At 31.2% G+C, this 20,563-nt stretch carries 20 protein-coding genes; 6 read left to right on the top strand and 14 right to left on the bottom strand.

The window, feature by feature from the left end:
* Positions 1-30: 30 nt before the first annotated feature.
* Both BUB70_RS02770 and BUB70_RS02765 read right to left on the bottom strand, forming a co-directional pair.
* A complete protein-coding gene (locus BUB70_RS02770; RefSeq protein WP_073118153.1) occupies positions 31-633 on the bottom strand; it encodes a heavy-metal-associated domain-containing protein in 603 nt (200 codons plus the stop codon).
* A 53-nt stretch (positions 634-686) separates the two neighbouring features.
* Positions 687-1,310 (bottom strand): hypothetical protein, encoded by a 624-nt coding sequence (locus BUB70_RS02765; RefSeq protein WP_073118152.1) that lies wholly within the window; start codon positions 1,308-1,310, stop codon positions 687-689.
* A gap of 193 nt (positions 1,311-1,503) precedes the next feature.
* Here BUB70_RS02765 and rplU point away from each other — a divergent pair, with 193 nt between their 5' ends.
* Positions 1,504-1,815: a 50S ribosomal protein L21 gene (rplU, locus tag BUB70_RS02760; protein ID WP_073118151.1), complete on the top strand. Its 312-nt coding sequence runs from the start codon at positions 1,504-1,506 to the stop codon at positions 1,813-1,815.
* Between the two features lie 56 nt (positions 1,816-1,871).
* Positions 1,872-2,132: a 50S ribosomal protein L27 gene (gene rpmA, locus BUB70_RS02755; RefSeq protein ID WP_073118150.1), complete on the top strand. Its 261-nt coding sequence runs from the start codon at positions 1,872-1,874 to the stop codon at positions 2,130-2,132.
* Between the two features lie 131 nt (positions 2,133-2,263).
* On the opposite strand, the gene sufD is transcribed toward rpmA, so the two are convergent.
* The 4 genes from sufD to BUB70_RS02735 form a co-directional block, all read right to left on the bottom strand.
* Complete coding sequence (gene sufD / locus BUB70_RS02750) at positions 2,264-3,568, bottom strand: Fe-S cluster assembly protein SufD (protein WP_073118149.1); 1,305 nt, start codon at positions 3,566-3,568, stop codon at positions 2,264-2,266.
* Between the two features lie 85 nt (positions 3,569-3,653).
* A complete protein-coding gene (sufC, locus tag BUB70_RS02745) occupies positions 3,654-4,391 on the bottom strand; it encodes a Fe-S cluster assembly ATPase SufC (RefSeq protein ID WP_073118148.1) in 738 nt (245 codons plus the stop codon).
* Positions 4,392-4,467: 76 nt separating this feature from the next.
* Positions 4,468-5,916: a Fe-S cluster assembly protein SufB gene (gene sufB / locus BUB70_RS02740; protein ID WP_073118147.1), complete on the bottom strand. Its 1,449-nt coding sequence runs from the start codon at positions 5,914-5,916 to the stop codon at positions 4,468-4,470.
* A 100-nt stretch (positions 5,917-6,016) separates the two neighbouring features.
* A complete protein-coding gene (locus BUB70_RS02735; protein ID WP_073118146.1) occupies positions 6,017-6,346 on the bottom strand; it encodes a HesB/IscA family protein in 330 nt (109 codons plus the stop codon).
* Between the two features lie 188 nt (positions 6,347-6,534).
* Here BUB70_RS02735 and thiL point away from each other — a divergent pair, with 188 nt between their 5' ends.
* Positions 6,535-7,599, top strand: coding sequence for a thiamine-phosphate kinase (gene thiL / locus BUB70_RS02730; protein ID WP_073118145.1), 1,065 nt, complete (start codon positions 6,535-6,537; stop codon positions 7,597-7,599).
* 108 nt (positions 7,600-7,707) lie between these two features.
* Here thiL and BUB70_RS02725 read toward each other — a convergent pair whose 3' ends face one another.
* The 3 genes from BUB70_RS02725 to BUB70_RS02715 all read right to left on the bottom strand — a co-directional run bounded on the left by BUB70_RS02725 (position 7,708) and on the right by BUB70_RS02715 (position 12,666).
* Positions 7,708-8,412, bottom strand: a complete 705-nt coding sequence (locus BUB70_RS02725) for a 3'-5' exonuclease (protein ID WP_073118144.1) — start codon at positions 8,410-8,412, stop codon at positions 7,708-7,710.
* A gap of 99 nt (positions 8,413-8,511) precedes the next feature.
* The gene (locus tag BUB70_RS02720) at positions 8,512-9,711 is read right to left on the bottom strand and encodes a hypothetical protein (protein WP_073118594.1); all 1,200 of its coding nucleotides are present in this window, start codon (positions 9,709-9,711) and stop codon (positions 8,512-8,514) included.
* 228 nt (positions 9,712-9,939) lie between these two features.
* Positions 9,940-12,666: a TonB-dependent receptor gene (locus tag BUB70_RS02715; RefSeq protein ID WP_073118143.1), complete on the bottom strand. Its 2,727-nt coding sequence runs from the start codon at positions 12,664-12,666 to the stop codon at positions 9,940-9,942.
* 202 nt (positions 12,667-12,868) lie between these two features.
* On the opposite strand from BUB70_RS02715, the gene BUB70_RS02710 reads away from it, so the two are divergent.
* Together BUB70_RS02710 and BUB70_RS02705 are read left to right on the top strand one after the other, a co-directional pair.
* Complete coding sequence (locus tag BUB70_RS02710) at positions 12,869-13,558, top strand: response regulator transcription factor (RefSeq protein ID WP_073118142.1); 690 nt, start codon at positions 12,869-12,871, stop codon at positions 13,556-13,558.
* On the top strand, positions 13,548-14,588 hold the full coding sequence (locus tag BUB70_RS02705; protein ID WP_073118141.1) for a sensor histidine kinase: 1,041 nt from the start codon (positions 13,548-13,550) through the stop codon (positions 14,586-14,588). The genes BUB70_RS02710 and BUB70_RS02705 overlap by 11 nt, the downstream gene beginning before the upstream one ends.
* Here BUB70_RS02705 and BUB70_RS02700 read toward each other — a convergent pair.
* Positions 14,569-15,633, bottom strand: a complete 1,065-nt coding sequence (locus tag BUB70_RS02700) for a glycosyltransferase (RefSeq protein WP_073118140.1) — start codon at positions 15,631-15,633, stop codon at positions 14,569-14,571. The two genes, BUB70_RS02705 and BUB70_RS02700, sit on opposite strands and share 20 nt — an antisense overlap.
* A gap of 143 nt (positions 15,634-15,776) precedes the next feature.
* Here BUB70_RS02700 and BUB70_RS02695 point away from each other — a divergent pair, with 143 nt between their 5' ends.
* A complete protein-coding gene (locus tag BUB70_RS02695; RefSeq protein WP_073118139.1) occupies positions 15,777-16,553 on the top strand; it encodes a prohibitin family protein in 777 nt (258 codons plus the stop codon).
* An 83-nt stretch (positions 16,554-16,636) separates the two neighbouring features.
* Here BUB70_RS02695 and purD read toward each other — a convergent pair whose 3' ends face one another.
* The 4 genes from purD to rnpA are packed head-to-tail and all read right to left on the bottom strand — an operon-like array spanning position 16,637 to position 20,559.
* Complete coding sequence (gene purD, locus BUB70_RS02690) at positions 16,637-17,911, bottom strand: phosphoribosylamine--glycine ligase (RefSeq protein WP_073118138.1); 1,275 nt, start codon at positions 17,909-17,911, stop codon at positions 16,637-16,639.
* Between the two features lie 3 nt (positions 17,912-17,914).
* Positions 17,915-18,490: a sugar transferase gene (locus tag BUB70_RS02685; RefSeq protein WP_073118137.1), complete on the bottom strand. Its 576-nt coding sequence runs from the start codon at positions 18,488-18,490 to the stop codon at positions 17,915-17,917.
* Between the two features lie 8 nt (positions 18,491-18,498).
* Positions 18,499-20,151, bottom strand: a complete 1,653-nt coding sequence (locus tag BUB70_RS02680; protein WP_073118136.1) for a DUF6909 family protein — start codon at positions 20,149-20,151, stop codon at positions 18,499-18,501.
* Between the two features lie 24 nt (positions 20,152-20,175).
* Positions 20,176-20,559 carry a ribonuclease P protein component gene (gene rnpA / locus BUB70_RS02675; protein ID WP_073118135.1) on the bottom strand — a complete coding sequence of 128 codons (384 nt, stop codon included), beginning with the start codon at positions 20,557-20,559 and terminating at the stop codon, positions 20,176-20,178.
* Positions 20,560-20,563: the final 4 nt, after the last annotated feature.

Below are 20,563 nucleotides of genomic sequence, written 5' to 3'. Positions count from 1 at the left end.
TCCTTACGAACAAAAACTTATAGAATTAAATTATTTGTTTTCTGTTGAACAACAAGGCTTATCACAACCAGGTTTACACGCTTCACTTTTAGTAGCACATTGACCACAAGATTCTCCTTCTTTGTGATTACATTTTTCAGCACACGCTTTAGAAAAATCTTTTGCTTTCTCTAAACCACAACAAGATTCTTCTTTAGAATTACACTTAACACAAACCTCTCCAACTTTATGACCACATTTATCTGCACAAGCTTGCGTACAAGTTTTGCTTTCTTTGGTAGTACAACATGTTTTTCCTGCAGTTGCTTTATAAGTTTTACCATCTAACAAACCATTAATAGTACTGATAATCTTTGCTTCTGATGTTTTGTTTGCATCATAGGTAAAAGTTCCTTTTTTAGCCTCAAAATCAACTTTTGAAACCGTTACTCCGTCAACTTTTGAAATTTTAGATTCAATGGTTCTTGCACAACCTATTTCACAAGTCATTCCTTCAATATCTAAAGAAGAGATTTGTAATTTTACTGGTAAATTAGTTTGCTCTGCAGTATTTTTTTGATCAGATGGTTTACATGCTAACAATGTTAGGATTGCCAAAAAAGCAATACATAAGTATTTTGAAATAATTTTCATTTGAAATTTCTTTATAAAAGTAAACCAAAGGTACAAAAGTTTACAAACCTTAGCTATTCAAAATCTGAGATAGTTACATCTCTATTTAAAGAAATAGATCTTACATTATAAATAATTTCTCTGTTTTTGATAATACTTCTGTAAGTCACAGGAAATTTTATCCCTTTTATTTCTTTATAGTCTATATAATAAGTCTCTTGTAAAATCTTTTGACCATCTATCAATTTTACATTACTCCCTTTTAATTTTAACCCAGAAATCACATCATAGAAAATTCTCTTTTCACCAACTCCTAGCACATTACAAATTCTACCCATCACCTCTTTCTTTCCCAAAAAAACAGCTTTTTTTAAATAGTAAAATTCAGGAAAAATAGACACTTGATCTATTTTACTATAAATTTCGGATTTGGTATAATTCTTTTTAACCTTTCCTATAATTTCATAACCAGTGTCTCCATTAAAAACTTTTTTAGATAAAAACTTTCCATTCTTATTAATAACAATAGATTTTAAATTAGGTTTTTGTTGCTTATTATAAATAGTTAGTTTTTCTCCATTGATTTCTGTTTCTGAGACTGAATAAAAAGTATTCACCTGATCGATCAGTTCAATTCCACCAATTGCCTTAAAATAAGTATCAACAATATCCTTCACACTGGTTTGTGCAGATAACATAACTGGGAAACAACAGCTTAAAAATAATATTTTAAAAATACTTTTCAACAAATACAATGGTTTATAGCTATCTGTAAATATATAAAAACCAGCATAATAAAGATTAAAAAAAATATTTTTTAGTTGTACATTGTTGAAAAATAAAATGTATATTTGCGTCCATTTTATTAACAAGCATTTTAAATATTTAAGTATGTACGCAATTGTAGAGATAGCAGGGCAGCAATTTAAAGTAGCGCAAGATCAAAAAGTATACGTTCACCGTTTACAAAACGAAGAAGGAGACTCAGTTTCTTTTGACAACGTTTTATTAGTAGACAACAATGGTGATGTTACTATTGGCGCCCCAGCTATAGAAGGAGCTTCAGTAAAAGCTAAAGTTTTAGGTCACTTAAAAGGTGATAAAGTAATCGTCTTCAAAAAGAAAAGAAGAAAAGGTTACAAAAAGAAAAACGGACACCGTCAGTATTTAACTGAAATCCAAATTGAAGCGATCAACGCTTAATTTGAGTGTCTAACTAAATTATTAAAGAAAAAATAACCTTATAAAAACACAATATTATGGCTCATAAGAAAGGTGTCGGAAGTTCGAAGAACGGTAGAGAATCAGAATCGAAACGATTAGGTGTAAAGATTTTTGGTGGACAAGCTGCATTAGCTGGTAACATCTTAGTACGTCAAAGAGGTACTACTCACAACCCAGGTGAAAATGTTTACATGGGTAAAGATCATACTTTACATGCAAAAGTTGATGGAATTGTAGAATTCCAAAAGAAAAGAAACAACAAATCTTATGTTTCTATTATTCCTGTAGAGGCTTAGTAAAACAAGATTAACTTATAGAAAACCCGAATGCAATTATTTGTATTCGGGTTTTTTATTTTAATCAAACATAATAACATAAAAAAAAGCGATCTAATTTTAGATCGCTTTTTTATTTATCTCTATATCAATTATATTTCGTCAAAACGGATATTTACACCCAATTTATCAGCCATTAATTGATTGATTTTACGTTTTAAAGCAGGAATTTTAACCTCTTTAATAGCATCAGAACAGAATGCAAACATTAACAATGCTTCTGCTTCAACTTTAGGAATTCCTCTTTGTTGCATATAAAACAAAGCAGATTTATCTAACTGACCAATAGTACATCCATGAGAACATTTTACATCATCTGCAAAAATCTCTAACTGTGGTTTAGAATTGATGGTTGCTGAATCAGAAATCAATACTGAATCATTTTGTTGATAAGCATTGATTCTTTGTGCCGCTTGATCTACAATTACTTTACCGTTAAAAACTCCTGTTGATTTTCCTCCGTAAATTCCTTTATAAGTTTCATTTGATTGACAATCTGGCGATTTATGATCTACCAAAGTGTGATTATCTACCAATTGATCTCCTTCTAAAATAGTTACTCCATTTAAAATAGAATCACAACCTGGTCCGTTTTGTGAAAATGATAAGTTATTTCTAGTAATATTTCCTCCAAAAGAAAAAGTATAAACAGAAGCAACCGTATCTCTTTCTTGAGACACAAAAGTAGCATCTACCAAAGAAGCATTGTTTTTATCATTTTGAATTTTATACAAATCAAAAATTCCATTTTGACCTACAAAAACCTCAGTAACCACATTGTTAAAAGTTGCCACATCAGCAATAGATTGATGACGTTCTATGAATTTAACCTGTGCGTTCTCTCCAACTATAATTAAGTTTCTCGGTTGCAACAACATTGCTGCCGTTTCTCCAGAAGCCAAATAAACCAATTCTACAGGCTTAGAAACCACTTTGCTTTTAGCTACCTCAATAATCACTCCTTCGTTTGTAAAAGCAGTATTTAAGTCAGTTAAACTAGTTTGTCCTTTTGCTAAGCTATTGTATTTGTTTTTAAAGACGTCTTCATAAGAAGCATCCTCAATAGCTTCTGATAACAATTTTACAGAAACCTCCTCAATTGTATCAGACAATGAAGCTTGAAAAACACCGTCTAAAAAAATCAACTTATAAGAATCTAATCCCTCTACCAAGTATGGAGCAATGGTTTCTGCTGTTACAGAAGTTGCCTTGGCAGATTCAATTCCGTATTCATTTTTTAAGATACTTCTTAAGCTTGTATACTTCCATTCCTCATCTTTGGTTGTTGGAAACCCTTTTTGAGAAAATGCTTCGAAAGCTTCTTTTTTATAATTTTCTACAGTTACATTTTTAGTATTTACTTTAAATGCTTCTGCTAATTTATTTTGTAAACTCATTTTGTTTAGTTTATAAAGTTGGAAAGTTAAAAGTTGGAAAGTAGTTATGCTAAAAACATAACTTTATTAAACTTTAAAACTCAATTTACTTCAACCAGTCGTATCCTTTAGCTTCTAATTCTAAAGCCAATTCTTTACCTCCTGATTTTACAATTTTACCATCTGCTAAAACGTGTACAAAATCTGGCACTATATAATCTAACAAACGTTGGTAATGCGTAATTACCACTACTGCGTTGTCTTTTGATTTTAATTTATTTACTCCGTTTGCAACAATACGCAAAGCATCAATATCCAAACCAGAATCTGTTTCATCCAAAATGGCCAATTTAGGCTCTAACATTGCCATTTGGAAAATTTCGTTACGTTTCTTTTCACCTCCAGAAAATCCTTCGTTTAAAGAACGAGATAAGAATGTTTTGTCAATTTCTAACAATGCTGCTTTTTCTCTAATTTTCTTTAACATTTCAGCAGCAGGCATATCTTCTAAACCTTGTGATTTTCTTTTAGCGTTGATAGCTGTTTTGATAAAGTTTGTTACCGTTACACCTGGAATTTCTACTGGATATTGGAACGATAAAAAGATTCCTTTGTGAGCTCTTTCATCTGGAGATAAGTCTTCTAAATCTTCTCCATCTAAAGAAATTTTACCATCAGTTACTTCATAATTTTCATTTCCTGCCACTACAGAAGCCAAAGTACTTTTACCAGCACCATTTGGTCCCATGATTGCATGGACCTCTCCTGGTTTTACTTCAATATTTAATCCTTTTAAGATATCGTTACCTTCTACTTTTGCGTGTAAATTTTCTATTTTTAACATCTTATATTATGCTTTTAGCTTTAGCTATTGGCCGTGAAGCCGTTTAATTCTTAATTGTTACTTCTAAACTTGTAGATTATCCTACTGAACCTTCTAAACTGATTTCAAGTAATTTTTGTGCTTCTACAGCAAACTCCATTGGTAATTTATTCAATACATCTTTACTAAATCCGTTAACAATTAATGCAATTGCTTTTTCAGTATCTATACCACGTTGGTTACAATAAAACAATTGGTCTTCACCAATTTTACTTGTTGTTGCTTCGTGCTCTATTTGAGCCGATTTGTTTTTAACTTCTATATAAGGAAAAGTATGCGCACCACATAAATCACCCATTAATAACGAATCACATTGTGAAAAGTTACGAGCATTTTCTGCTTTAGCATTTACTTTTACCAATCCACGGTAACTGTTATGAGAGTGACCTGCAGAAATCCCTTTAGAAATAATAGTACTTTTGGTATTATTACCTAAGTGAATCATTTTTGTACCTGTATCTGCTTGCTGATAATTATTAGTTACTGCTATAGAATAAAATTCTCCTACTGAATTATCTCCTTTTAAAATACAAGATGGGTATTTCCAAGTAACTGCAGAACCTGTTTCTACTTGAGTCCATGAAATTTTAGAATTCTTTTCACACAATCCTCTTTTGGTTACAAAGTTGTAAACTCCACCTTTACCTTTTGCATCACCAGGGAACCAGTTTTGCACAGTTGAATATTTTATTTCAGCATCATCTAATGCTATTAATTCAACCACAGCGGCATGTAATTGATTTTCATCTCTACTTGGAGCAGTACATCCTTCTAAATAACTTACAAAAGAACCTTCATCAGCAATGACAAGAGTACGTTCAAACTGACCGGTACCACTCTCGTTGATACGGAAGTAAGTAGACAATTCCATTGGACAAGTTACTCCTTTTGGAATGTAGCAAAAAGAACCATCTGTAAACACAGCTGAATTTAATGCTGCATAAAAGTTATCTGTTTTAGGAACTACAGAACCCATGTATTTTTTCACCAATTCTGGGTGCTCTTTAATAGCTTCAGATATTGGACAAAATATAATTCCTTTTTCGTTTAAGGTCTTTTTAAAAGTAGTTGCAACTGAAACAGAATCCACTACAATATCTACTGCAATGTTTTGTAATTTCTTTTGCTCATCAACAGAAATTCCTAATTTCTTATACATTTCTAACAACTCAGGATCTACATCGTCTAAGCTTTTGTTAGGATCTGCTTTTTTAGGTGCTGAATAATAACTAATGTTTTGAAAATCTGGTTTTTCATAATGCACATTCGCCCACTCAGGCTCAGCCATAGCTTCCCATTTACGGAAAGCATCCAAACGCCATTCCGTCATCCATTCTGGCTCTTCCTTTTTTAAAGAAATTGCTCTAATTACATCTTCATTCAGTCCTTTAGGAAAAGTTTCTGCATCTAAATAAGTATAAAATCCATATTCATACTCTTTAGTTTTTAATTCTTCCCTTAAGTCGTCTTCGGTATATTTACTCATTACTTCGTAATTAAAAATTGAATAGTAAAACTCAAATCATTGCTTGAATTCATACTACTTCTCTCTTTTCTTAAATTTTAAATAAAACTTATTTTGAATTTTATAGAGAAAAACTCTCTCCACAACCACAAGTTCTGTTCGCATTTGGATTGTTAAAAACAAATCCAGTTCCATTCAATCCGCCAGAATATTCTAAAGTGGTTCCAACCAAGTATAAAAAGCTTTTTTTATCTACAATAATCTTAACGCCATTATCTTCAAAAACCTTATCACCTTCTTGTTGTTCTTTATCAAACTTTAAATCGTACGATAATCCTGAACATCCTCCACTCTTAACTCCTACTCTAACAAAATCATTAGCAGCATCATAACCATCATCGGTCATTAGTTCTACTACTTTTTTCTTAGCTATATCTGATACTTTTATCATAACTTAAATAGATTAAATCTAAACGTTTGCAAATTTACCATTTTTAAACTGATTTTTATCATAAGGCATATGAATAATATTTATTATACAATAGACTTCCTCAATGTAAAATGTATCTTTGCAAATTATTAGTAATTTCTTATATATTATTAGTAGTTTAAATACACAAACCTTTCAATTAAAAGCATATGTTAGAAGATAAAACACCACAAAAAACAGACATTGCGAGTCTAGGAGAATTTGGTTTAATTTCTCACTTAACCCAATATTTTAATATTACTCAAAATTCAACCATTAAAGGAGTGGGTGATGATTGTGCTGTGTTAGATGCCAAAGGCTTAAAAACCTTAGTCACTACTGACTTGTTAGTAGAAGGAGTTCACTTTAATTTATCTTATATGCCATTAAAACATTTAGGGTATAAAGCAGTAATGGTGAATTTATCGGATGTCTATGCAATGAATGCTGATGCAAGTCAAATAACCGTATCTATTGCTTTATCTAACAGATTTCCCTTAGAAGCTGTAGAAGAATTGTACAGCGGAATTCAATTGGCTTGTGAAAAATATAATGTGGATTTGGTAGGTGGAGATACTACCTCATCAACCAAAGGATTGTTGATCAGTGTAACTGCTATTGGACATGCCAAAGAAGAAAAAATTACTTACCGTAATACCGCTAAAGAAAATGATTTATTAGTAGTTACTGGTGATTTAGGAGCGGCTTATTTAGGTTTTCAGGTATTAGAACGTGAAAAGCAAGTTTTTGAAGTAGACCCAAATAACCAACCTGATTTAGATGCTTATACTTATTTAATTGAACGTCAATTAAAGCCTGAAGCTAGAAAAGATATTGTTAGAATTTTAAGCGATTTGGATGTAATCCCAACTTCAATGATTGATATTTCTGATGGATTATCTTCGGAAACCATTCATATTTGTCAACAATCTAAAGTAGGATGTAATATTTATGAAGACAAACTTCCTTTAGATCCTCAGGTAATTTCTACTTGTGAAGAATTTGATTTAAACAGCACTACTGTTGCTTTAAGTGGTGGTGAAGATTATGAATTGTTGTTTACCATTGCTCAAAGTGATTTTGATAAAATTAAAGGAAATCCTCATTTAACAGTAATTGGTCACATGACCGATGAAGCAAGTGGAATGAACTTAATTACCCGTGGAGCCAACCAATCCGTTCCTTTAACCGCTCAAGGATGGAATGCTTTATTAGAAAAGAATTCAGAATCTTAGTTTTACAGTTCTCGACTCCGCAGGAGCACCTAATCATAATAAAAGTCCAAGCAGTTAAGTTTGGACTTTTGTGTTTTAGTAAAGGTCTTCCAGCGGCGACAAATGTAACTACACAAACACCACATTTTCATCTTTCACAATTTCTTCGTTATTAAAACGCATATACACTCTGGCTAAAGCCAAAACATCTTGTTCACAATAACGAATAATACGTGGCAAATCATCTTCTTGATAAAAAACAGTACCTACCTGACTTCCATCAATGTCTCCTTTAGGACTAGGCACTCCCAACAAATGAGTTAATAATTTTAAAGAGGTATAATGCTTATAATCTCCAAACTTCCATAAATCTAGCGTATCTATATGAGGAATTTCCCATGGTTTTTTACCAAACAAGTTTAATTGCTGTGGTAAATCTACCCCATGAACAATCATTCTACGAGCGATAAAAGGAAAATCAAACTCTTTGGCATTATGGCCACAGAATAAATGTTTTGCCTGATTAAAATGAGTGACTAGTACGTTTTTAAACGCTAACAATAATTCTTTTTCATTTTTAGAAGCAAAGGATGTTATTCTTAATTGATTATTGACAAAATATCCCACAGAAATACAAACAATTTTACCAAACTCAGCCCAAATTCCAGCATTGCTATAAAAATCTTCTACGCTTATTTCCTCTCCTCTTTTGTAAGCGGTTTTATTAGCAAACAATTCTTTTTCAATATCTGGAACCTCAGAAAATTCTTTATACAAGGGAACAGTTTCTATATCTAAAAAAAGAATGTTTTCTTTTTGGGTTTTAAAATTCATAGCTAGCTTTTTTCTTTTAAAGATAAAAAACTAAAACGCATAAAAAAACCCACCTCTTTCGAGGTGGGTTTTAAAAAAAAATATTATTTTCTACTAAGACTAGTTAACAGTTGGTATAGTATACCCTGACCAAGCAAAAACTGAGAAGTTTGCACCTTTTCCAGCAGCAACAGCTGTACCATTAAATAAGTTAGCATCTTCAACTATATCACCTGTAATTGTTCCTCCAACTTTGTTTTCACCAACATTACCCATTTTGTATGCGTTTGTAAAAGTTACTGACCCATTTCCTGAATCATCTTTAGTATCAACTAAATTACCAAACATAGCATCACCAACAGCAATAAAAGCAATGTTGTTAATAGTTGCTTCAGTTCCTCTACGAATTTCTGCACCAGCAGTCAATTCTGTTTCAGTACTAAAATTCATAATAGTTACTCCCTCAAAGGTAGGTGTAGATCTTGGTAATGCATCAGCATCACTTTCATTAGAATCTCCTTCAATACCTCTTGGATCTTTACTAGCTGTTGAAAAACCAGCCTCTCTTACTCCAAAAGCATTTGTAATTGTTCCTGTGTATCCTCCAGTAAAATCAAACATATCATCAGCAATATTTACACATAAAATATTTTTTAAATCTACAGTTCCACCAAAAAACTCAACACCATCATCGAATCCATATTTTACTACTAAGTTTTCTAATGTAGTTCCAGAACCTACTGTGTAAAAAGAGAATCCATTAAACTCAGCATCTCCATTAATTTTAGCTCCAGTATACTCTGCAATTACATAAGTTAACACTCCAGAATTATCATCTGCAATAGCTGAACCAGCCGGCATACCGTATGTTAAACCAGCAACTTCAGACTGAACTGCAGCTCCTTTATTTGTCTGTGTTTTACCAGCAATTACAATTCCTCCCCAGTCTCCTGCTGCAGGATTTGTTGCATTAGAAGTAAAAGTAATTGGTTTAGCAGCTGTACCAGCAGCCATAATTTTTGCTCCTTGTTCTACAGCTACATAAGTATCTGTACGACCAGCCTCTACTTTTACTGTAGTTCCTGCTTCAATAGTTAAAGTATAACCATCTTTAACCAACAAAGCTCCTGTTAATAAATACTCTACATTAGACTTTAAAGTTACATTTCCTTCTATAGTTCCATGTAAATCTCCAGCTATGATATCTGCATTAGAAGTAATAATTCCACTATTGTCTACAGGGTCATTATTATCGTCTTCACTACAACTTGAAAAAGTTAATGCTGCAATAGCTAACATTGATAAAATTGATTTTTTCATCTTAAATAAAATTTTGTTTTGTTTTTGTTTCAAATTTTGTTGATACAAAGTAACAACAGGTATGTCTTAGTTTGAGTTAAGAGCTTATTAAGTTCTTGTTAAGTCTATTTGCGTTTTTGTAAACTTATTGTTAAGTGTAATCATTAATGCTTCTGTTATTAATATCAAATAAAAAAGGTGTTTGATTTTAAAAAACCAAACACCTTTTTTATATTTTAAAGTTAAGTTTTAGAACTTATATCCTAAAGATAAACCTAAATCAATTCCTCTTTTGTATGAAACATTTGTTAATGGAGTATCTAAATCTCTTACTCTCTTAATTGATGGGTTTAAAATATTTTTAAGTGAAACTTTTAAACTCATGTTTTTGTTAAATTGATGTTTTGCTACAAAATCTAAAGTCGTAATGGCTTTTTGTACAACATCCTCTAAACCTATTGTTCCTGAATTTGTACCAATACTATATAACTTATCACCCTGATAATTTATCACCAAAGTAGCCATAGATTCTTGATCTTTATGATTTAACACATATGAAATATCTCCATTTACAATAATTGGAGAAGCTCCCTGTAACTGTGAAGTTGTATTAGTTGGTCTAAACAATCCTCGTGTTTCTAAATCTTGAGTTGTATACATATAGGTACCATTGGCTCCAAATTTAATTTTACTAAAATCTTCTGTAGTATCATCTCCAAAAGTTGCTAAAGTTGTTTTATATTCCATTTCTAAACCTAAAACTTTAGCATCTCCAGTGTTTTGATATGAATATGCATTGTCTGATGCTGCATTTAACTCTATTCTGTTAATAGAATTTTTTATCATTTTACCAAATACCGTTGCTGAAATTAATCCTCCATTCTCTGGGAAAAACTCATATTTAACATCTAAATTGTAGTTATCAGAAGGCTCTAAATCACCATTTCCTTGCTCTGTATAGTTAGCCCCTTCGTATACAAACTCTGCAACTTCTTTAAACTGAGGATATGTGTATGTTTTACTTGCAGAAAATCTAAATTGATTTTCATCATTTAAACTATATTTTAAATTTAAAGAAGGTAAAATATATGTATTGTTTAGTTGTGCACTATCATCCGACAAATTCGTTTTCCAATTCACATCCATTGTAATGTTTTCAAAACGACCTCCTAAACTAAAAAACAATTTATCAGTGATGTTATAATCTAAATTTACATTCGCACTATTTACCATTTTATCTCCATCATAAGTAAAAGGATCTAAAGCTCCTCTACCAAACCCGAAACCAGTTCTTAAATCAAAATCACCATTATCCAATGCTTGTTGATTTAATATTGCAGACAAATTATTTGGATCAAATAAATTTGAACTCGATAAAGCGTTATGATCAAAATACCAAGCTTTGAAATCTCGTTTTGTGTTTCTAAAACTGTACCCTACTCCTATTGATCCTTTTGTATCTTCAGCTCCTCTTTCACCTAAATAAATTTTAGCAACAATATTTCCTACCAAATCATTTTCAGTTAAATTTTGATAATATCTACTATTTTCTCTTGCTGTACCAGTAGAAAACCTTGCTTTTCCAGAAGGATCGTCTAAAATCACAACATTCTTTTTTCTATCTGGCTGATCATTAACCACATTATTATAGGCCAACCCTAAATCTAGATCTAAATATTCGCCAAATCCGTTTTTAGAAATCAATTGATTTACTAATAATTTATCTTGACTTTCTGTTTGTAAAACAAGGTTTACATCATTATTATCATTAGTATCACCATAATAATCTTGTATTTTTTGACTATTAGAATGAACAAAAACTGAATTAAATAGGATTTTATGATCTGAATTAAAAGAATACTCAAAATTCCCCATTGCTAATTTAGAAGCCGAATAACTGTATTCTTTTGCATCATAATAATTAGATCCTTGAGAAGTTGCTGTTCTATTTCCTACATTAATTCCTTGTTGAAATCTGTAACTATTCCCAAAAGAACCAACCAAGAAATATGAAAATGAAGAACCGTTATCAAATCTAACTTTTCTTCCTCCATTTAAAGAAATTCCAACTTTAGGTAATGCTGATGAAGTACTAGGTGAAATTTGACCTGTAAAACTGTATTTTTGTAAATCTGTTATTGGTTGATCCGTATTTGTTTGAATCCCTAAGTAATTAGCAGAATTAATATTCTTAAAATCTTTAAAAGTAGTTTGTGAATTTGCTCCAGTAGAAATTCCAATGGCAAAGTTTGATTTTGTAGAAGCTTGTTTTGTTTCTACATTTATATTTGCTCCACCTAAATCTCCTGTTACACTTGAAGAAAATGTTTTACTAATTCCAACATTCTGTAATACATCTGTAGAAAACAAATCTAAAGAAATGTTTTTGTTTGATGGATCATTAGAAGGCAATGGTAATCCGTTTAAGGTAGTACTATTATATCTATCCCCTAAACCACGAACATAAACATCACTAGACCCTTGTTGTTTAGATACTCCTGTAACTTTAGTTGTTGCTGCTGCAGCATCAGAAACTCCCTGAGAAGACAATTGCTCAGCTCCAACACTTTCAATCACCACTACAGATTCTTTCTGAACCTCCATTAAAGCAGCCTCACTTTCTTTATTAACAACAGCAGTTAATACTACTGCATCTAAAGCATCGGCTACAGAAGACATTACAATCGTAATATTTTGCGTTGCATTAGCTTTTACTGTTACTTGTTTTTTAACAGTTTCGTATCCTACAAACTCAAAAACAAGAGTGTGTACACCTGGACTTAATTTTATAATGTAATTTCCATCAAAATCAGAGGTAGTTCCTACAGTATTATCTTTACTGTCGTAAATACTTACAAAAGGCAAAGGTTCTAACCCCATATCCTTATCTTGTATTTTTCCTGAAATGGTTCCTTTTGACTGTGCAAACGTAACTACACTCATCAAAGTAAAAAATGTAACTAATAAATTTCTCATTATCAATGCTATATTTGTTAAAAGCGGTGCAAAAGTCTATAAATAATACCTTAAAGAGCGCAATATATCATTACCTTTATGTTAAAATATTGTTAACTACAGTCCATGATTACGTTAAGTTAGGCTTACTGTTAAATGATTGTTAACAAACTCTTTTGTATCTTGTAAAAGATTAATTTTGCTGTGATTAATAACACATATAATGGAAACAAATCAGATTAAAATACTTTTAGTAGACGATGAACCAGATATCTTAGAAATTGTTGGTTACAATCTTAAAAAAGAGGGATACGATATTTATACTGCAGAGAATGGCTTAGAAGCTGTAAGTCAAGCAAAAAAAGTACAACCTCATTTAATTCTATTAGATGTAATGATGCCTGAAATGGATGGTGTTGAAGCTTGTGAAAAAATTAGAGAACTTCCTGATATGGGAGATGTAATTATTTCTTTTTTTACTGCTAGAGGTGAAGATTATAGTCAAGTAGCTGGGTTCGATGCTGGTGCTGACGACTACATTACCAAGCCAATTAAACCAAAATTGTTAATTAGTAAGATTAAATCTTTATTAAGAAGAATTAAAGAAGAAGGTAGTAACAACAATACCGAATTAGGTGGAATTACCATAGATCGTGACGAATACTTAATTATTAAAGACGGTGATAAAATTGTGTTACCTAGAAAAGAATTCGAACTTTTTTCTTTGTTAACTTCTAAACCAGGTAAAGTATTTAACCGAGAATCTATCATGAAAAAAGTTTGGGGTAGTGATGTAGTGGTTGGAGATAGAACTATTGATGTACACATTAGAAAACTTCGTGAAAAAATTGGTGATGATTACTTTAAAACCGTTAAGGGAGTAGGATATAAGTTCATTTTACATGAAAATTAAAAACTTCTTACTTTTTTCAATTCTCCTCTCTTTTATACTTGTTGCTTGTATCAATGCAGCCATTATCTTTTTTATGTTCAATACATTAGAAGAGATAGATGTTAATGCGCTACTCATTTTATCTGGAGTCTTATTTATACTTCTAACAATTGTACTAAATAGCGGAATTAACAATTACATTAATTATAGAATTGATAAAATATACAATCAAGTAAACACTTTAAAAAAGAGAAGAATTTCTAGAATTAATGTAAATGCTGATGAGTTTGACTTTTTAGCCAGAGACATTCTGAAGTATTCCTATAAAAAGAAAAGAGAAATCACAAAGTTGAATTATCGTGAAAATTACAGACGTGATTTTTTAGGAAATGTTGCTCACGAGTTAAAAACACCTTTGTTTACCGTACAAGGTTACTTGTTAACTTTAATTGAAGGAGCTGCTGAAAACAGAGAAATTAGAGAAAAATATTTAAAAAGAGCCAACCTTGCTATTGAAAGACTTAGTGAAATTGTTGGAGATTTAGATTTAATTACAAAACTAGAAACCAACGATTTAAAACTTAAAATTGACACTTTTAACATCATAAAAGTCATTCAAAAAGTTTTTGATTTACTAGAAATGCAAGCCAAAAAAAGAAATATAAAACTTACGTTAGATAAGTTTTATGACATTCCTGAATTTGTATTGGCAGATCAAAGTAAAATTGAGCAAGTGTTAATCAACCTTGTGATGAATTCTATTAAATACGGAAAAATTGGTGGAACAACCATCGTTTCTGTAGACTATGAAGACGAAGAAAAAGTAGTGATTAAAGTAACCGATAACGGTGAAGGAATTGCCGAAGTAGATGTTCCTAGATTGTTTGAACGTTTTTATAGAGTAGATAAAAGTAGGTCTAGAGATCAAGGAGGTTCTGGTCTAGGATTGTCAATTGTAAAGCACATTATAGAAGCACATGAACAAACTATTGATGTAACAAGTAGTGTTGGTGTTGGTTCTACGTTCTATTTTACATTGGAGAAAGCTTAAAAGCCTTAATTAAATACTCAGAAATACAATGTTGAGACGTCTTTTTAAAAGATCCCTCAACATTTTTTTTGTTTAACAAATCAATTGTAAACTCTTTTTGAGTACTAAAATTAGCTATGTTACTACGCTGTAAATAACTAGCCAAATACTCTTGTTCTGTTTGTCCCGGTGTGGGAATATAAAAAGCCCGTTTTTCTAAAATAACCAAATCCATAATGGTACTATATCCTGATCTTGAGATCACTAAATCAGATGCATTTATAGCCTTTTCTAAATCTTTCGATAACAAATAATCTACCACCACAACATTTGATGGAAAAACTTTTGTAGAAGCGTTTAAAGTTCCTCTTACCAATAATATTTTGCCTTTAAAGTATTTTAACTCCTTAAACATTAAATCTTCCAAAGCCTTTCTTTGTCCTTCTACTCCAGACAACAATACCAATAAATTGTACTTCGTTGGAATCTCTTGTTTTTTGAATCTAGATAAAACCCCAATGTATTGAATATTTAAGTTTGAGGTGTTTTTAGATAAGTCTCCTGAATACAAACTATTTTCTTCATCAGGCACCCAACATTCTTGGTGTTTTTTGATGAAATAATGATGAATTTTATTAATGCCTTTTGATAAAATCCCTGCTTTAATATTTAGCTGATGAGTGATATAAACAGATGGTATTTCTGAATGGTAGATTCCTAACCTATTATCAGAAATAATCCCAACTATCTCCTTTTTATGCTCTGTGATATATTTTTTGATAACAGCTTGTTCCTTAATAATTCCATTGACAATTTTTGGAATATTTAAACACATAGACCAAACAAAATATTGATGATACTTTATTCCGTAAGTCGGTAATTCTAACGTTTCCATATTTGGAAATTCTTTTTGTAAAAAATCCAAAGCACTACCATCACAAGCGATGACAGGAATATATCCTAAAACCATAATTTCTTTTATAATAGGAATACAACGAGATGCATGACCCCAACCCCAATTTAAAGGAGCAACTATTATTTTATTCTTATAGTTTAGATTAGCCATTATTAAAATTACCTGTAATATATAAACCTGATTTTAAAATTTATTCTAAATAGAATGAAAAATTTAAAAATATCATAGAAACGAATATTTATACATATATTTATCATAAAGCACTAAATATTAACCATTTAAAATTACATATTATGAAAAAATTAATAGGATTAACATTAGTTGCAGTTTTTACACTCTCTAGTTGTAGGGTAATTAGACCCGGAGAAGTAGGAGTGAAACAAACTTTAGGTAAATTTTCTAGTAAAATACAAACGCAAGGCGTTATTTTTTACAATCCATTTGTCAGCAGAGTCATTAAAGAATCTACCCAAACAAGCAATATTAAACTTATTTTAAGCCTACCTAGTAAAGAAGGATTAAGTGTTGGTTCTGAAATATCAATATTATACCGATTAGAACCTTCAAAATTAACTTCAGTACTTGAAAGCTTAGGGGGGAATTATGAATCTGTAGTGACTAGTATTTTTAAATCTGCTGCTGCTGATGTTTGCGCTCAATTTTATGCAAAAGATATGCACTCTGGAATGCGAGCAAAAATTGAAGCTGAAATCCTAAGAAAAATGAAAATAAACATGGAAAAACAAGCAGAAGGAATAGACTTAATAGCTGTATTGCTAAAAAGAGTTCAACTACCTAATGGTTTGGCTAGTTCTATAGAAAGAAAACTACAAGCTGAGCAAGATGCCATGAGAATGGAGTTTGTTTTACAACAAGAAAAATTAGAAGCTGAAAGAAAAATAATTAATGCAAAAGGAGAAAGAGATTCACAAAAAATATTCTCTGAAGGTTTAACAGATGAAATTATTCAAATTAAAACAATAGAAGCGTTTAAAGAATTATCAAAATCGCCTAATAGTAAAGTTATTATCACTGATGGGAAAACCCCATTATTAATCAATCAAGATTAATAAAAGCTTTTGTTATTTATAATTAAAAAATGGCTTTGTTTACGTTGTAAACAAAGCCATTTTTTAATATTATGTAGGTTAAATTACACCAAATCAAACCCGATGTCTTTTCTGTAATTCATTTTGTCAAAAGAAATTTTATCAATCGTTCTATAAGATTTTGCCAAAGCAGAAGGAATATCCTCTCCAAAAGAAGTCACTGCTAAAACACGTCCTCCATTAGTAACAATCTTTCCATCTTTTAGGTCTGTACCTGCATGAAATACTATAGATTCTTCTTCATTTTCTGTACCTATAATAACATCTCCTTTTCCATAAGCTTCTGGATATCCACCTGCAACAACTACCACTGTTGTTGCGGTTCTAGAATCTACTTCATAAGATTTAGATGCTAAAGTTTGTGTTGCTACTCCTTCAAATAAATCTAATAAATCAGAAGTAATACGCGGTAAAACAGCTTCTGTTTCAGGATCCCCCATACGTACATTATATTCAATTACATAAGGATCTCCACCAATATTCATCAATCCGATAAAGATAAATCCACGGTAATCAATACCATCTTTTTGTAAACCTTCAACCGTTGGTTTTACTACTCTATCTTCTACTTTTTTGATAAACGCTTCATCAGCAAAAGGTACTGGAGAAATTGCACCCATACCACCAGTATTTAAACCGGTATCTCCTTCTCCAATTCTTTTATAATCTTTAGCAGATGGTAAAACTTTATATCCTTTTCCGTCTGTTAATACAAAAACAGACAATTCAATTCCGTCTAAATATTCTTCAATCACCACTTTAGAAGAAGCTGCACCAAATTTTTCGTTGGTTAACATATCTGCTAACTCCTCTTTGGCTTCTTGTAAATCATTAATAATTAACACTCCTTTACCTGCAGCTAATCCATCTGCTTTTAATACAAATGGTGGTTTTAAAGTTTCTAAAAATGCTTGACCTTCAGCAACCGTATCTTTTGTAAAAGCTTCATATTTTGCTGTAGGAACTCCATGTTTGAACATGAATTTTTTAGAAAATTCTTTAGAACCTTCTAATTCTGCTCCATCTTTTTTAGGTCCAATTACTGGAATGTTTTTTAATTCATCATCAGCCAAGAAAAAGTCGTGAACACCTGCTACCAGAGGAGCTTCTGGTCCAACAACTACCATATTAATGTTGTTTTCTAACACTGCTTTTTTAACTGCAGGAAAATCTGTTGGATCTATTGCAATATTGTTAGCTATTTTTGAAGTACCAGCATTTCCTGGTGCTATAAATAACTTAGACAATTTTTTACTTTCTACTAATTTTTTTGCAAACGCATGTTCTCTACCTCCAGAACCTAAAATAAGAATATTCATAATTTATTTACCTTTTCCTTTAATAACCACAATAATGGTATATAAGATGATTTTAATATCAGTCCACAAAGATAGGTTATCTAAATAAACTAAATCGTACCTAGCTCTAATTTTCATTTGTGCAAATGTGTCGGCATACCCAAAACGAATTTGTCCCAGAGATGTGATTCCTGGTTTTAAGCATTGTAGCTCTGCATAATTAGGGATTTCACGAATGATATTATCTAAAAATTGCTGTCTTTCTGGCCTTGGCCCTACAATACTCATATCACCTATTAACACATTGATAAACTGTGGAAATTCATCAATTCTATATTTACGCAGTATTTTTCCCATTTTGGTAATCCTAACGGTTTCTTCGGCAGATAACAAAGGATCATTTACGGGAGGAAAACCCTTCATGGTTCTCAGTTTAAATATATGAAACTCTCTTCCGTGCTGCCCAATCCTTTTTTGAAAAAAGAAAGGTTTTTCACCTGTAGTGATAAAAATCAACAAGGCTACAAAAGGAATTAACCAAATTAAAATAGTTATTACTACAATAAAAGAAAATAGAATATCAAATATTCGTTTAAACATGAAACGTGTTAGTTATTAAAAATTTGCCCCAAAATAGCTTCTGTAATAGCATATGTTGGTTTAACACCTTTCATTCCTAATCCTCCTGAAGCCAATGTACTTCCTGAGTGTAAAGGATTGTCTGATGCATAATAAGCATACCTTACTTTTACTTTTTTAGAAATATGATTTCTTACTTGGGAGGCGATTTGAATGGCTTTTTGATAATGAGCTCCTTCCATTTCTAACCCAACTGTATTCCAACTAGTGCTTTTAAAATAGTTAAGAATAGACTTGTTTTGTAACGATGTCCCCAACACCGTTACCATATTCCCTGTAAAAGTGTTCAAATTTAATTTTTTGAATTGATTTTCATCCAATTCATTGATAAAAAAATAGTTATCTGCTGTTCCTTCTAAAATATGTGCTGTTGGAATCATGACATCTCCCTTATCTCCAAATAAAATTCCGGCTTTTCCCATAATAGAAACTGATTGTACATCTAACTTAATGGCATCCTCTAGTCCGTGATTATAGGGTTTTAGCAATTCATCCATGGTTTCATAAGCTTGTTCTCCAAAAGCATAATCCATCACGATAATTACAGGAGCTTTATCTTTTGGTTCTTGATTGATGAATGAAGTGTCTATAATTTGAACATCAATATTTGCTCCTGAGGTATCATTTACTTCCGTCAATCCATTTTTTATAGCGTATTGCAACACCTTTTCTCTCTCTTCTTTGCTTTTAACTTCACTTAATTCTTTATATAAAGTAAAAACATCTTCACTTTTAAATTGAAGTGCTTTTTTTGCATACAAAACATTTAAAACCGAATGCATGTTAGAACTAATAACGTGAATTGGCCTCTTTAACATTCCTTTATTAAACAAAACTTTTTTTATATTTCTAGCCCAAATATTTCCGTAAACATGCTTTCCAACCTGATCGATTAAACTATCGCTAAAACGAATTAATCTGAATTGATTGTCAATTTTTTCTTTGGCTGCAAGGCTTCCTAAACCATAAATGATATGAAAAAACCTATCCGGATTTTTTTTGGTAGATAATTGTTTATAAACACTTTTAACCTCATCAAAACTTCTTCCTAACAGATTAGATAAATAAACAAAAAGTACTTCTCTGTCTTCTTGAATAATCTCATCATTTGAAAGTACAAGCTCTTGTAATTTTTCCCATTCGTGAGAAATTTCATTTCTATACCCCACAAACATTCTATTCAACAATTTATGCGATTCTAAATACATAAATGTTAAATGTGTTAAGACATCATAAATATCAGATCTACCGCGGGTAATCTCAATATTCATTTGTTCTCCATCAATTCTGTAACAATTTCGTCTTCTTTTTGGAGGAACTATTTTTGTAAAGTGACCTTCATCTAAACCTTCGGTAGCCGTTAAATTAATAAATCTACAGTTTTCAATTCCATCTGGTAAACGATCTAAAACATATAACAGCCCTTGTAATTCAAACTTTTTAGGGTCTGATATAGATCCATAAATCTCTGGCTCTAGCTCCAATAAAGCTTTTCTTAAAGATTGTCCAGACATTCCCATAGGTTTGTAATGACCTCTGTTAAACAAATGTAACATGGTAATATACATGGTTTCTATGGCTCTTTTAGACTTTTGAGCCAATATTCTTTCTTTTTGTTCCATAGGTATGGAAGATAAGAATTCTGCTTAAGATATTGAAGTAGGGAGTGAAGATTTAAACTTTAAAAAGACTTTTTTCAAGGTAGACTCAACCTCAATATAATCAGGCATTTTATTACTCATGTAAATAAACATAATGTTGTACGTGCTATCATTTCCTTCAAAAAACTCATGCTGATGTAATCGATAAGCTTCTCGTAACAATCTTTTAATTCTGTTTCTATCAACGGCATGTTTAAAATTTCTCTTAGGAACGGAAAAAGCAACTTTAACCTCAGGGTTTTCTTCTTTATTCACTGGTAAATAAATCATTTTTATGGGAAAACTTTTAGCAGACTGTCCCTCGATAAACAATTGAGCAATTGCTTTTCTACTTTTTAATTTTTGATTTTTACCTAAAGTGAATTTCATAGGA

It is taken from the genome of Wenyingzhuangia marina, from assembly GCF_900130035.1.
GTDB classification, from domain to species: domain Bacteria; phylum Bacteroidota; class Bacteroidia; order Flavobacteriales; family Flavobacteriaceae; genus Wenyingzhuangia; species Wenyingzhuangia marina.
The sequence above is the reverse complement of the archived record's forward strand: the minus strand, read 5'-3'. Positions and strand labels throughout refer to the sequence as shown.

Excerpts from the sequence above, each read along its gene's own strand:
- BUB70_RS02770 (WP_073118153.1), bottom strand. The coding sequence starts at position 633 with ATGAAAATTATTTCAAAATACTTATGTATTGCTTTTTTGGCAATCCTA.
- BUB70_RS02765 (WP_073118152.1), bottom strand. The coding sequence starts at position 1,310 with ATGTTATCTGCACAAACCAGTGTGAAGGATATTGTTGATACTTATTTT.
- rplU (WP_073118151.1), top strand. The coding sequence starts at position 1,504 with ATGTACGCAATTGTAGAGATAGCAGGGCAGCAATTTAAAGTAGCGCAA.
- rpmA (WP_073118150.1), top strand. The coding sequence starts at position 1,872 with ATGGCTCATAAGAAAGGTGTCGGAAGTTCGAAGAACGGTAGAGAATCA.
- sufD (WP_073118149.1), bottom strand. The coding sequence starts at position 3,568 with ATGAGTTTACAAAATAAATTAGCAGAAGCATTTAAAGTAAATACTAAA.
- sufC (WP_073118148.1), bottom strand. The coding sequence starts at position 4,391 with ATGTTAAAAATAGAAAATTTACACGCAAAAGTAGAAGGTAACGATATC.
- sufB (WP_073118147.1), bottom strand. The coding sequence starts at position 5,916 with ATGAGTAAATATACCGAAGACGACTTAAGGGAAGAATTAAAAACTAAA.
- BUB70_RS02735 (WP_073118146.1), bottom strand. The coding sequence starts at position 6,346 with ATGATAAAAGTATCAGATATAGCTAAGAAAAAAGTAGTAGAACTAATG.
- thiL (WP_073118145.1), top strand. The coding sequence starts at position 6,535 with ATGTTAGAAGATAAAACACCACAAAAAACAGACATTGCGAGTCTAGGA.
- BUB70_RS02725 (WP_073118144.1), bottom strand. The coding sequence starts at position 8,412 with ATGAATTTTAAAACCCAAAAAGAAAACATTCTTTTTTTAGATATAGAA.
- BUB70_RS02720 (WP_073118594.1), bottom strand. The coding sequence starts at position 9,711 with ATGAAAAAATCAATTTTATCAATGTTAGCTATTGCAGCATTAACTTTT.
- BUB70_RS02715 (WP_073118143.1), bottom strand. The coding sequence starts at position 12,666 with ATGAGAAATTTATTAGTTACATTTTTTACTTTGATGAGTGTAGTTACG.
- BUB70_RS02710 (WP_073118142.1), top strand. The coding sequence starts at position 12,869 with ATGGAAACAAATCAGATTAAAATACTTTTAGTAGACGATGAACCAGAT.
- BUB70_RS02705 (WP_073118141.1), top strand. The coding sequence starts at position 13,548 with ATGAAAATTAAAAACTTCTTACTTTTTTCAATTCTCCTCTCTTTTATA.
- BUB70_RS02700 (WP_073118140.1), bottom strand. The coding sequence starts at position 15,633 with ATGGCTAATCTAAACTATAAGAATAAAATAATAGTTGCTCCTTTAAAT.
- BUB70_RS02695 (WP_073118139.1), top strand. The coding sequence starts at position 15,777 with ATGAAAAAATTAATAGGATTAACATTAGTTGCAGTTTTTACACTCTCT.
- purD (WP_073118138.1), bottom strand. The coding sequence starts at position 17,911 with ATGAATATTCTTATTTTAGGTTCTGGAGGTAGAGAACATGCGTTTGCA.
- BUB70_RS02685 (WP_073118137.1), bottom strand. The coding sequence starts at position 18,490 with ATGTTTAAACGAATATTTGATATTCTATTTTCTTTTATTGTAGTAATA.
- BUB70_RS02680 (WP_073118136.1), bottom strand. The coding sequence starts at position 20,151 with ATGGAACAAAAAGAAAGAATATTGGCTCAAAAGTCTAAAAGAGCCATA.
- rnpA (WP_073118135.1), bottom strand. The coding sequence starts at position 20,559 with ATGAAATTCACTTTAGGTAAAAATCAAAAATTAAAAAGTAGAAAAGCA.